This is a genomic window from Roseofilum halophilum BLCC-M91, assembly GCF_030068445.1.
In the GTDB taxonomy this organism is placed as follows: domain Bacteria; phylum Cyanobacteriota; class Cyanobacteriia; order Cyanobacteriales; family Desertifilaceae; genus Roseofilum; species Roseofilum halophilum.
The window spans coordinates 1-12,034 of the sequence record NZ_JAQPOK010000044.1 but is presented as its reverse complement, the minus strand read 5'-3'; the positions used below and the strand labels follow the sequence as shown (position 1 = coordinate 12,034).

Genomic DNA, 12,034 nt, shown 5'->3' with positions numbered 1-12,034 from the left:
CCAACTTAGGTATGGAAGTAATGCACGAGCGCAACGCTCACAACTTCCCCTTAGACTTGGCTGCTGGTGAAGAAGCTCCTGTAGCTTTAACTGCTCCTTCTATCAACGGTTAATTCAAGGCTTGAACTCTTGATTTAATCTAAAAAAAACGCTCTCCTTGCGGGGGGCGTTTTTTTTGGTTTTTTGGGGATGAAGTTTCGCATAAAGATAGAGGTCAGCCACGGCTGACCTCTATCAAGATATTGTTTAGACTAGGGATTATGGCATCGATTTATCTTAAGCCAATTACATTAAGCCAAGTTGAGAGAGAATGCCTTGGCCAGTCATGAATTCTGTTGCTAAACCGATAATAATCCCTAACATCGCGAGGCGGCCGTTCCAAGTTTCGGCAAAGGCGGTGAAACCGAATTTATTGTCTTGCTTTTCCATGTTTCAGAACTCCGGTTAGATTTCAAGTATCTGTAACTAAAGTTAACACAAAAAACGGAAGTTCGCAACATTTGTTAACGTCACTTGACACAAAGAGGCTCTATCGCCTCCCCAAATGGGGATAGGGTGATGGATTAGCCGATTTCCTTGATGCGCTTTTTGGCTTGTTGCCAGAGTTGCTCCAGTTCTTCTAGGGTATATTCGGATAGGGGGCGATCGCTCATAGAAGCAACCAGTTTTAAGCGCTGGAGGAACTTGCGATGGGTATCATGTAAGGCTTCCGAGGGGTCTAAATCGAGCCAGCGAGCCAGATTAATCAGGGTAAATAAGACATCTCCAAGTTCTCCTTGTTGAGCGGCTCGATCTTCATGCTCGACAGCCTGTTTAAATTCAGCGACTTCTTCCTCAAATTTGTCCCAGATGCCTTCAATATCATCCCATTCAAAGCCAGCAGTAGCCGCTTTTTGAGAGATTTTCATGCCTCCTGTGAGGGGGGGCAAGGTGGCTGCGTATCGCTCTAGTTTACTCAAGAGGTTGGGCGCTTCTCCTTTTTCAGCCGCTTTGATCTCTTCCCAGTTTTGTTTAACGTCCTCGACGCTTTCCACATTCACATCAGCAAACACATGGGGATGGCGACGAATGAGTTTGTCACTAATGCCATCGGCGACTTCTTTGAGGCTAAAGTCTCCGTTTTCTTGGGCAATTTGGGCTTGTAAAACCACTTGCATGAGTAAATCGCCCAATTCTTCAGCGATCGCCGTTTGATCCCCTCCGCGAATGGCATCCACCGTTTCATAGGCTTCTTCAATCACATGGGGAATCAGGGATTGGGGCGTTTGTGCTAAATCCCAAGGACAGCCTCCAGTGGGCGATCGCAACTGGGCAATCACTTCAATTAACCGTTGCATGGCTTCCAAGCTAGAGGCGATCGAATGTTGAGAATGACTCATGTTTGGGTAATGGGTAATCGGTAATTGGGAAGGGTGATTAGGGCAAGTTGACACAGTAGATAGACGAACCCGCCCCTACTACCATAAACTATTTCCGTTTTCTTCTAGTCGGTTTGCGAGCAGTAGAGCGACGACGGGCGGAACGTTTACGGGTGGGGCGTTTTTGCCATAACCCTGACCATCCATATTTTCGACAGCGTTTGTAAGTCGAACCAATGCGATCGCTTAAAATATGACTGATCGAGCCTAATTCTAAACCCACAAATAGGGCTAATCCAGACCAGCGATGCTCTTTAACAATCGTCCAGAGCCATTGTCCCAAATCTGTCCACCCCCAAGCCACCGCAGAGAATTGAACGGCGATCGCCGCCAACAGAAAGCCTAAAGCCCCAATCCAAAGGAGCAGATAGATGACTCGCACCACCGTTCCAATAATCAACCCATGGGAGAGAAACGAGCGATGATGCAAGCTCTTTTGATAAGGTATCCACAGCCAGCGAAACCATCCCCAACGCTGAAACGGACGCGATCGCAAATCCAGATCCGGACTAAGCATCAACCCACCGAATAGAAACCCCCCAGCGATCCATAGGGTTAACTCACTGCTGCGGGTGATCGCTAACGTCACTCCCGTCACCAAGGGGAGCGTCCAAAGCGTAATGCGATCGTGGGTAGCTCCAGAAGGCATAAAAATTAATTAAAAAAAGCTTGCGTTATCTAATCTAGTTTGCTACACTAATATCTTGTGAGTCAAATGGGGGCGGTTAGCTCAGTTGGTAGAGCGCCTGCCTTACAAGCAGGATGTCACTGGTTCGAGCCCGGTACCGCCCATTCACTACATTATTCCCAATCTATATTCCCAATCTATGCAATTCAAGCCACCCATCTGTTGGTTAGGTTTCCTTGTCGTTTAAAATATCGATCGCAAGCCTCTCTCGCTAGATAGTGGATATCCCATGGGTGAACCCTTAATTGAACTGCGCGGCATTTGCCAAACCTTTGGTCAAAGCAAGATTTTAGATAACCTCGACCTGACGATATATACCGGAGAAGCATTAGGAATTATTGGGCCATCCGGTACAGGAAAATCCACCATCCTCAGAATTATTGCCGGTTTACATCAGCCCGATGAAGGGGAAATTTATGTAGCCGGAGAAAAGCGGGAAGGGTTAGTCGGAGACATCGAAGACCCGATCGCCATTGGTATGGTCTTTCAGCAAGCCGCCTTATTTGACTCCTTAACTGTAGCTGAAAATGTCGGCTTTCGACTTTATCAAGAAGGCAAAATCGCCCCACCACAAATTCGAGAAATGGTAGAAAAAAAACTGGAATTAGTCGGATTATCAGGAATTAGCGATCGCTTCCCCGCCCAACTTTCCGGAGGAATGCGAAAACGAGTCAGTTTTGCCCGAGCAATTATGGAAAATCCCCAAGATCCCCAAGACCATCCCGAAGTGCTGCTCTACGATGAACCCACTGCTGGACTCGATCCCATCGCCTCCACCGTCGTAGAAGACCTAATTCGCTCCATCAAAGACAAACAAGGAGGCTGTAGTACCTACGTGATGGTCACCCACCAAGATAGCACCATTCGCCGCACCACCGATCGCATCGTCTTTATGCATCAAGGCAAAGTTCAATGGGATGGCAACATTGAAGAAATCGATCGCACCGATAATCCCTATATGCGCCAATTTACAGCCGGGAGCTTAGACGGCCCCATTCCCGTCATCAGTTAAGATAAAGCTGATACGGTGCTGTAGGGGAGTCAAAACCATAATGCGTCAACGGACAATTCGAGAAGGGACAGTCGGCTTACTCATTTTAGTCGGGGTCGGCCTCTTTGGCACTCTGATCCTCTGGTTGCGGGGGGCAACCTTTGGGAAACAAACCTATTCCCTAATTGTTGAATTTGAAACCATTGAAGGGATGCAAATTGGGGCTGAAGTTCGATATCGAGGCGTGGAAGTGGGTTCTGTTGGCGCTATTAACCCAAGCTCCAATGGGGTTGAAGTCACTCTCAACATTCATCAACCCAATTTAGTCATGCCCAAAAATGCCATTATCGAAGCCAATCAATCCGGTTTAGTCGGCTCCACCTCCATTGATATTATCCCCCTATCCCCCGTACCTGCGGATATGACCTCAGCAGTTAGTCCATCATGCGATCGCACTGTCGTCATCTGTGAAGGTAACCGACTACCCGGCCAAATCGGCGTTAGCTATCTTGAACTCCTACGCAAGAGTTTAGATATGGCAGAACTCTTTGGTTCTGAAGAATTTTATACCAGTCTGCTCTCCACCCTAAAAGAAGCCACCAGCGCTGCCGAACAATTTACCATTCTCAGTAGCGAACTCTCCGAACTCACAACCCTCGCCAAAGGAGAAATAAGTAATATTTCTAACGCAACCCAAACCGTAGGCGCAGCCGCCGATCAAATTCGCCAATCTACCCTGCAAGCCACCACCCAATTTACCGAAAGTAGTGCCCAACTCACCCAACAAGTGGAAAGTACCAGTGCCGAACTGAGAATCGCACTGCAAAATATGAATGATTTGATCGCCCAAAATCGGACTAATATTACCAGCACCCTAGCGAACTTAGAACGGACTTCTGAGGAGATGAAAACCGCCGTATCCACCTTAACCCCCATGATTAGCCAAGTGGAACAAGGAGAGTTAATTAATAACTTAGAAAATCTATCGGCCAATGCCGCCCAAGCTTCAGCCAACTTAAAGGATTTATCCGATGAAATTAACAATCCCACCACCTTGTTAATGCTCCAGCAAACCTTAGATTCGGCTCGCTCCACGTTTCAAAATGCCCAGAAACTCACCTCGGATATGGACGAGCTGATCGGCGATCCTCAATTTCGTCAAAATATCCGTAATTTGGTCAATGGTCTAGGTGAATTAGTTTCTTCTACGGAACGTTTGGAGGAACAAGCCCAAATTGCCCAGGTTTTAGAGCCGATCAAAACCCAAATCGAATCACCAGAGAGCCTGCAACAGTTGCCCCCATTGGAGAGATTAGAGGCTCCTGAGTTAACCGACTGGACGGTATCTCAGGAGATGGACAATATGAAAATAGATTTTAAGATAGAGTCTAAAACGCTCTTTGAAGTTAATCCTAATTTTCCTTCTCCTGATTTTCCCTCTTCCACACCAGCAGTTGATTTCGATCCCTAGGGTAATCGGTAATGGGTAATCGGTAATGGGTGCAGAAGGGAAAAATTTATGAACAGTGGAAAAAAAGGGCGAAACTAGGTTTTCCTATTCCCTATTCCCTAGACTTTAAACTTCAACCGGTTCCGGTTCTGACTCGGACTCCTCTGGTACTTGTTGTTTAATCGTCAGATAGCGAATCACTTCATCCGATAGGCGCATCCCTCTTTCTAACTGAGCGATGACCCGACCCTCTACGGTATAGTTCATCTGGATATAGATTCCTTCCCGTTGTCTGGCAATCTCGTAAGCCAAACGGCGTTTGCCTCGGTGTTGGGTTTCCGCAACCGTACCGCCTTGATCGCGAATGAGGCTCTGATACTTTTCAATGATCTGACTCACCTGTTCGTCCGTTAAATCGGGACGCAGGATATACATGGTTTCGTAAACAAAATTTCGGATAGTCATCGAGATCTCCTTATGGACAATAGGGCTGATTGGGTATTGAGGGATAAGCCAACTTGCTCAATCAGCAAGGACTTACTATTGTAGGATGTCAACGTTAAAATATTTGAGTCTTTGGCGCTGAGGTTATGCCGAGCGGCCAAAGCCTACAACAGTTTAGATAGATGGGTTCTTAAACTTTAAGACAAAATTTAAGACCGATCTCTGATTATACACAAAAAGTAGCAGGTAAGGTAATGGCCCAACGCTATGTCCGAGTCCAAACCACTGAAGGCAAGATTTATTATGGATTACTCAAGCTCAACCGCGAGGTGCAAGTGCTTGATGCTCCGCCTTGGTTACAGGGACAACCCACTGAATTAATCCTAGAGGTCGATGCTTATCATTTGCTGGCTCCCTGCGCTCCCTCGAAAATTTTGGCAGTGGGCAAAAATTATGCCAATCATGCGGCGGAAATGGGAACGCCTGTACCAGAGGAACCTTTGCTGTTTATGAAGCCGTCAACGGCGATTATTCCGACAGAGACTCCGATTTTGTATCCTCCCCAATCGGAACGGGTGGATTATGAGGGAGAATTGGCGGTGGTGATTGGGAATCGCTGTGTAGACTGTAGCCCAGAAGAGGCGGCCAGTAAAATTTGGGGCTATACGATCGCCAATGATGTGACGGCACGGGATCTGCAACGTCGAGATGGCCAATGGACGAGAGCGAAGGGGTTTGATACCTTTTGCCCGTTAGGGCCTTGGATTGTGCGAGAAATTAATCCAGGGGCAAGATTACAGACGTTTCTCAATGAGGATCGCGAACCTCGCCAATCGGCTTTAATTAGTGATATGGTTTTTTCTCCAGAGATGTTGGTCTCTCATATTTCCCAGATTATGACCCTAATGCCTGGAGATTTGATTTTAACAGGGACTCCCGAAGGTATTGGCCCCATGGAAGTGGGCGATCGCGTTCGAGTTGAGTTAGAGGGGATTGGTTCTCTAGATAATCCAGTGATCGCCCGCTTTGGAGCTACGTCCTAACGGACTTGAGTATAGGCCGCTTCTGAAATCGTAGGGATTTCGGCATAGCGCCCCATAATGGATTGGGCGATCGCATAACCGACGGCGGCTAATACCCCCAAAAAGATGGTATTGTTGAGGGTTTCAATCACTAATCCTCCCCCAAAAACGGGTTGCAGGATATAGTTCATCACTAGAGAACACAGAAACAAGACAATATTCATCAGGATCGCTTGCATGGTATTGAAGCGAATAAAGTGGTTAATATTCGGATTGCGAACCACCGCCATAAATAAGATAAAGAAAATAATCAGACCGGCAAAGGGGATGCTATAAACCTGCATTAAGGGGCTTAGGGGGATCAACAACACACTCAAAATCGGGAACTGCATCATGAGTGAGATGCCGAAGGGCACTCCATAGAGCAGAGGGATGAGATAGGGTAAACAGGCAAAAATGCGATCGGCTACGGTAGTCGTTCCACGCCAGGTCATGGTTGAGTTCTCCTTGTGCATGAGGCAATATCATCCAATCCACCATAGCGCAAGTTCTCTACAGACAACAGACGAAGGTATGAATTAGGCCGATCGCACTGAATCTTTCACTGAAACTGTCCTGCTAACTAATTTGGGCGATGCGGAATCCCATTTGACATTCATACTGATTTGGCACGTGGCGATCGCCTTTTCCCAAAGGATGACCGCAGGTCAAATTTCCCTGTCTCCAACGGGGTTGACCACTGCGATCGGCCCAGCAACAGCTTTGACACACCGTTTTTGGTGAAATAATTTGATCGTCCATCATCATGACTAACATGACTCAATCTCCCAAAAAGTATGATTTGGCGAATGCCTTTACCCTATATTGTAAGTGATGTTTGAACTAAACCGTGCCCAACGATACAGAGCTTAATATAGCGCTTCCTGCTTGGCGCTAGAACTAGCCCTCGATCCGATGAATCTTGATAAAATTAGTTCCCCGAATTTTCTGTACCGGAGAGCCACCCAAAATCAAAATTTTATCCCCTGGAGTGGCCAAATCGTTAGCCAAGAGTCGATCGTTAATCTGCACAATTAAGTCTTCCAAAGAAGCTTCGGGATTCTCCAACAACATCGGCTTAACCCCCCAAACCAAATTTAAGCGATGATAAACGCGATCGCGGGGAGTAAACGCCACTACAGGCGCTTTAGGACGCTCGGCAGCCGCCAGAGTCGCCGTATAACCCGTCGTCGTAAAACAAGCAACACAGCGTAAATCCAAAATCTTATCAATGGTATTCAGAGCCTCACTTAAGGCATGGGTTTCATCAATTTCTGCTGGAGGATAATTCACAAATTGGGCATCCTCTTCCGTATCGTGGGCAATTTTCACCAACATTTCCACCGCCTTCACCGGATAAGCCCCCACCGCAGATTCCCCTGAGAGCATCACCGCATCCGTACCATCCATAATCGCATTAGCCACATCAGAAGCTTCCGCACGAGTCGGCCGGGGATTATGAATCATGCTATCTAACATTTGGGTGGCTGTAATCACTGGAATTCCCTTTTGATTGCACAACTGAATAATATGCTTTTGCAACTTAGGCACGCGCTCCGGACTCATTTCCACCCCTAAATCTCCCCGCGCCACCATCAAACCATCACAGACCGCAATAATATCTTCTAAATGTTCAATCGCTTGGGGTTTTTCAATTTTCGCCATTACCTGAATATGGTCGGCTTGATGTTCCTTCAGAAACTCTCGGAGGGTGATAATATCATTGGCAGTGCGGACAAAACTCAAGGAAACCCAGTCAATCCCTTGCTCTAACCCAAAGATTAAATCTTGTTTATCTTTCTCCGTCATTGATGGCAAACGCAAGGTTAAAGAGGGCAAATTCACCCCTTTGCGATTTTTGAGCATTCCTCCTTCCATAACCTTACATTCCACCTTTTTTCCTTCGATGGACATAATTTTGAGTTCCAATAAACCATCATCGAGTAAAACCTGCGATCCGGGTTCGGCTTCTTCGGCTAAAAAGGGATAATCAATGGGAATGGTTTGTTCTTGGCTGTTATAGTCAGCAACGGGAACTAAGGTAACAGACGCTCCCGGAATTAGCTCAAATTGACCTTCAGGGAATCGTCCCACGCGAATTTTTGGCCCCTGCAAATCTTGCAATAAGGTAACGGGAATCTCTAATTCTTCGGAAACTTGTCGTAAGCGATAGACAACTGTGGCATGATCGTCATAACTCCCATGGGAGAAATTAAGACGAGCAACTCTCATCCCTGTTTGGACTAATTCTCGCAGCACGTCTAGTTTATTACTGGCAGGGCCAATGGTCGCCACGACTTTGGTTCGAGAAAGACTTGAGTTCATAGGGCAGAAGGGTAATGGGTAATGGGCAGAAGGGTAATGGGAACTGTGCCTAGGGTAGCAGGTGAAGATTAATCTCTCTTCAAGAAAGGTTAAGGCACTACATTACTTCGCTCTCTCCCCATCGTTTCCGGATGCAAGAATACAGCCTTGGCGAGGGGGGAGTTCCAGCCGAAGATCGCCGCCCACTGACCATTCGATTTCTGCTTGTCCGTAAACGAGGGTTTTGGGGATTTGATTTAAGTCTCTGGGGAAACAGCGCACGGTAATGGGTTCTTCTCCGGCATTGAGGGCGATAATGAGGGTTTGATCGGTTTCTTGACGGGTAAAGATATAAACGAGTCCTTGGGCAAAAATAACGTGATAGGTTCCGACTCGCAGGGCGCGATACTGGTGTCTGAGGGCGATGAGTTGGCGATGGTAGGTGAGGATGCTTTGATCTCGCTCTTCTGGAGGGGGAAAGCTGCGCCGACTGTCGGGATCTCGTGCCCCGGCTAATCCGATTTCGTCGCCATAATAGATGCTGGGCGCTCCTGGAAAGGTCATTAGGAGGAGGGTGGCTAATTCGACGGTGGGGCGATCGCCTTGTGCGATGGTCACTAGGCGGGCGGTATCATGGGAATCGAGGAGATTGAGTTGCGCTAGTTGGATTTCCCAGTCATACAGATGCAGCAGAGATTCGATTTTGCTGGCATAACCGGTAGCATCTAGGGCTGGATAGGGTTCATAGGCAGAATCACGGACAAGATCGAGATTGACGCGATCGCCAGCCGTAAATGCTATGGTAGGCGCGGTAAATAAGTAGTTCATTACCCCATCAAATTGGGTTCCATCGAGCCATTGCAGGGCATCCGTCCAAATTTCGCCGACAATATAGGCTTCTGGGTTAATGGCTTTGATTCGCTGGCGAAATTCTTGCCAAAAGCCTTCTACGTTAATACAAAAGGGCACATCTAATCGCCAACCATCGACCCCTAAGCGAATCCAATATTCGGCGATTTGCATGATATATTCTCTTACGTCGGGATTCTGGTGATTAAATTCGGGTAAGGCGCGATTATTGGCCCAACCGACGTAGTTAGCGGGTTTACTGCCATCATAGGCTGATAGGGGCCAATCTTCGATTTTGAACCAGTCTACCCAAGGGGAATGGGGGCCATTTTCCAGGATGTCATGGAATTGGAAAAATCCGCGACTGGCATGGTTAAAGACTCCATCTAAGACAATTTTGATCTTGCGTTCGTGGGCAGCTTGGAGAAGGGCTAAAAAGGCTTGATTTCCTCCCAACATGGGATCGACTTGATAATAGTCATGGGTATGGTAGCGGTGGTTGCACGCGGATTGAAAGATGGGGGTAAAGTAAATAGCCGTAATGCCCAATTCTTGTAAATAATCTAGGGTTTCGAGCGCACCCCAGAGGTCTCCTCCCTTGTAGCCTTGCACGGTTGGGGGAGAGTCCCAGGGTTCGAGGGGGAGATGGGGGCAAGTTGTGCCTGGGGGTGGAGTGCCTTTGGCGAGGCGATCGGGAAATATTTGGTAGAAAACGGCGTGTTTTACCCACTCTGGTGTCTGAATGTTCATTTGTGCCCAAGTCTCCCTGATTTAATGGTTCATTATCCATTGTTCATTATTCATTGCTCTAGTGGGGTAGGGAAATCGGTTCAGAGTCGGTGTGTAATCCTTGGGTTAAGGTTTTGCTATCAAGATTAGTGCCTAGATGTTGCCGAGCTTCTAGCTGCCAGAGGTCGAGTTCTGGCGATCGCCAAGGAGAATTGATCGAGCGCGCTTGATGGGTGTCACAATCGAGACATTTTTGCCAATAGGGAGTGGCTTCAAGGGGTTTTTCTTGGGCTTGGAGGACTTGAGCGAGGAGACAGTGGGGAGCGGCGCGATCGCTGTTTAATTCTATGGCTTGGCGTAGCCAGCGTTCGGCTTGGGGAAGGTCTTTTTTGAGCAGGTAAGCCCATCCCAGGTTTTTATAGAGGGTGGAGAGAACGGCTCGATCCTTCACTTGGTCGAGGATCGGGGTAATGCGATCGATGGCACGATCGGGATTATGGCTCAAAATGTCTAGGCGGGAAAGGTTGCTGATGGCAGCATGGGCAGCATGAGTGTCAGCCTGTGCCGCTAGATTATAGTGATGGTAGGCATTGGGAAAGTCGCTGAGTTTTTCGTAGGCAGAGGCGAGGTTATAGCGGATGGCTGGAGAGTCTATCTGGAATTTGAGCGCCCATTGCAGATAGAATACGGTTCCTGGGAAGTCCCCTTGCATATAGGTGTCGTATCCGGTTTTTTTGAGGCGATCGCCGATTTGTTTCTTTTGGCTGCTGTCACTACTCTCTTGCCAGAGTTGCAGTTTGGGTTCTAGATTATCGTGAATGGATTGAATGGGTTGGATGTCTTGCAGTAGCTCCAGGAGAGAGTCCTCCTCCTCATTTTGGACAGGTAATGGCATTTTCAGCAGTTCCGGCTTATATCGAGCCACCAGGGAAACCAGATCGGAGCGCTTAGAGCGGCGCTGTCCATTCTGTGACTGGGAGTTGGCTAAACCGAATTGATCGACGATACGCTCCACATGCTTGCGGATAGCCGCTTCGCTAATGCCGAGTTGATGGGCGATCTGTGCGTCTGCCTCACCGGAGAGGATACCGTGGAGGACTTGTTGACGGCGAGGGGTTAGCTCACCGTAGACTTGTTCAAACTCTTCTTGATTCATTGGGTTCGGGTTCATCATCGAGGTCACTATTAGTGACGATCCTGGCTAGTCAGGGAAAAGACGCAATCTAGCTTTATCTTCTCTTTACCTTATCCTGTCATAACTGTGGTATCTAAATTGATGCGTCTATATATAGAGATATAGGGCGATCGCCATAGTTGGGAACTATGGCGATCGGAGTTAACATAAAATTAGATGCCTATTCAATGCCATAACCATGCTTGACCTCACCAAAGATATCCGCTCCCTTACCGAATTTAAGCGCAACACCAACGAACTGGTCGAAAACCTAAAGCGCACCAAACATCCTCTCATATTGACGGTCAACGGCAAAGCGGAACTCGTCGTACAAGATGCCGAATCTTACCAAGCCCTACTCAACGCCGCAGAACTGCTTGAAACCATTAAAGGCATTAAACGGGGACTCGACCAAATGAAGGAAGGACAAGGCAGAAGCGCCGAAAGCGTCTTTACGGAGATGTTTGACCAGTTAGACAAAGCCCAATGACCGACCAATATCAAGTCATTATCCAGCCTGAAGCAGAAGAAGGCATCAAACATGCGTATTACTGGGTTAGTAATATCAAATCCGCTTGAATACCATAATTAAAAATGTAGGGAGCAAGATGCTCCCACTCCAGTAATATCAAATAATTGAGGGAGTGCGGGCATCTTGCCCGCTAGTTTAACTCCCACTCCAGTAATATCAAATAATTGAGTGCGGGCATCTTGCCCGCTAGTTTAACTCATTTTCATGTCCGCTTGCGGAAACCGGACTTGATATAACTATTCCCCCAGCCACGGCAGTAGTGCCGTGACAACCCTAAAATGGTGGGTTACGGCGGATTGATAGATTGCTGTCAGAGTCTAGGTTTTAGCCGCCTAACCCACCCTACGCTAATGCACTATTTTAGCTGTGTCACGGCAGTAGGGTGCGTTAGCGA

The 12,034-nt window shown here is 47.6% G+C and carries 13 protein-coding genes, 1 tRNA gene and 1 pseudogene; 6 read left to right on the top strand and 9 right to left on the bottom strand.

The features are described from left to right. Positions 1 to 113 (top strand): annotated as a pseudogene (locus tag PJF56_RS22075) (photosystem II q(b) protein); the annotation flags it as partial. A 172-nt stretch (positions 114 to 285) separates the two neighbouring features. On the opposite strand, the gene PJF56_RS05890 reads toward PJF56_RS22075, so the two are convergent. The 3 genes from PJF56_RS05890 to PJF56_RS05880 all read right to left on the bottom strand — a co-directional run bounded on the left by PJF56_RS05890 (position 286) and on the right by PJF56_RS05880 (position 2,067). Then, the gene (locus PJF56_RS05890; RefSeq protein ID WP_283761718.1) at positions 286 to 429 is read right to left on the bottom strand and encodes a high light inducible protein; all 144 of its coding nucleotides are present in this window, start codon (positions 427 to 429) and stop codon (positions 286 to 288) included. Between the two features lie 134 nt (positions 430 to 563). Beyond that, positions 564 to 1,379: a nucleoside triphosphate pyrophosphohydrolase gene (gene mazG / locus PJF56_RS05885; protein WP_283761717.1), complete on the bottom strand. Its 816-nt coding sequence runs from the start codon at positions 1,377 to 1,379 to the stop codon at positions 564 to 566. A gap of 88 nt (positions 1,380 to 1,467) precedes the next feature. Beyond that, positions 1,468 to 2,067: a metal-binding protein gene (locus PJF56_RS05880; RefSeq protein WP_283761716.1), complete on the bottom strand. Its 600-nt coding sequence runs from the start codon at positions 2,065 to 2,067 to the stop codon at positions 1,468 to 1,470. A gap of 70 nt (positions 2,068 to 2,137) precedes the next feature. Here PJF56_RS05880 and PJF56_RS05875 point away from each other — a divergent pair. From PJF56_RS05875 to PJF56_RS05865, 3 genes are all read left to right on the top strand, one after another. Then, positions 2,138 to 2,210: transfer RNA gene (locus tag PJF56_RS05875), tRNA-Val, on the top strand. Positions 2,211 to 2,335: 125 nt separating this feature from the next. After that, positions 2,336 to 3,118: an ABC transporter ATP-binding protein gene (locus tag PJF56_RS05870; protein WP_283761715.1), complete on the top strand. Its 783-nt coding sequence runs from the start codon at positions 2,336 to 2,338 to the stop codon at positions 3,116 to 3,118. Between the two features lie 40 nt (positions 3,119 to 3,158). Further along, the gene (locus PJF56_RS05865) at positions 3,159 to 4,568 is read left to right on the top strand and encodes an MlaD family protein (RefSeq protein WP_283761714.1); all 1,410 of its coding nucleotides are present in this window, start codon (positions 3,159 to 3,161) and stop codon (positions 4,566 to 4,568) included. Positions 4,569 to 4,673: 105 nt separating this feature from the next. On the opposite strand, the gene rpsF is transcribed toward PJF56_RS05865, so the two are convergent. Then, positions 4,674 to 5,012, bottom strand: a complete 339-nt coding sequence (gene rpsF, locus PJF56_RS05860; protein ID WP_283761713.1) for a 30S ribosomal protein S6 — start codon at positions 5,010 to 5,012, stop codon at positions 4,674 to 4,676. A 233-nt stretch (positions 5,013 to 5,245) separates the two neighbouring features. On the opposite strand from rpsF, the gene PJF56_RS05855 reads away from it, so the two are divergent. Next, on the top strand, positions 5,246 to 6,034 hold the full coding sequence (locus PJF56_RS05855) for a fumarylacetoacetate hydrolase family protein (protein WP_283761712.1): 789 nt from the start codon (positions 5,246 to 5,248) through the stop codon (positions 6,032 to 6,034). On the opposite strand, the gene PJF56_RS05850 is transcribed toward PJF56_RS05855, so the two are convergent. The 5 genes from PJF56_RS05850 to PJF56_RS05830 form a co-directional block, all read right to left on the bottom strand. After that, on the bottom strand, positions 6,031 to 6,507 hold the full coding sequence (locus tag PJF56_RS05850) for a Tic20 family protein (protein ID WP_283761711.1): 477 nt from the start codon (positions 6,505 to 6,507) through the stop codon (positions 6,031 to 6,033). The genes PJF56_RS05855 and PJF56_RS05850 overlap by 4 nt on opposite strands. Before the next feature lie 124 nt (positions 6,508 to 6,631). Next, entirely contained in the window at positions 6,632 to 6,829 is a 198-nt protein-coding gene (locus PJF56_RS05845) for a hypothetical protein (protein ID WP_283761710.1), read from the bottom strand. A 123-nt stretch (positions 6,830 to 6,952) separates the two neighbouring features. After that, entirely contained in the window at positions 6,953 to 8,377 is a 1,425-nt protein-coding gene (gene pyk, locus PJF56_RS05840) for a pyruvate kinase (RefSeq protein WP_283761709.1), read from the bottom strand. A gap of 102 nt (positions 8,378 to 8,479) precedes the next feature. Next, on the bottom strand, positions 8,480 to 9,955 hold the full coding sequence (locus PJF56_RS05835) for a glycoside hydrolase family 13 protein (protein ID WP_283761708.1): 1,476 nt from the start codon (positions 9,953 to 9,955) through the stop codon (positions 8,480 to 8,482). Positions 9,956 to 10,013: 58 nt separating this feature from the next. Next, positions 10,014 to 11,090 carry a LuxR C-terminal-related transcriptional regulator gene (locus PJF56_RS05830; protein WP_283761707.1) on the bottom strand — a complete coding sequence of 359 codons (1,077 nt, stop codon included), beginning with the start codon at positions 11,088 to 11,090 and terminating at the stop codon, positions 10,014 to 10,016. Between the two features lie 217 nt (positions 11,091 to 11,307). Here PJF56_RS05830 and PJF56_RS05825 point away from each other — a divergent pair, with 217 nt between their 5' ends. After that, complete coding sequence (locus PJF56_RS05825) at positions 11,308 to 11,598, top strand: type II toxin-antitoxin system Phd/YefM family antitoxin (RefSeq protein WP_283761706.1); 291 nt, start codon at positions 11,308 to 11,310, stop codon at positions 11,596 to 11,598. Positions 11,599 to 12,034: the final 436 nt, after the last annotated feature.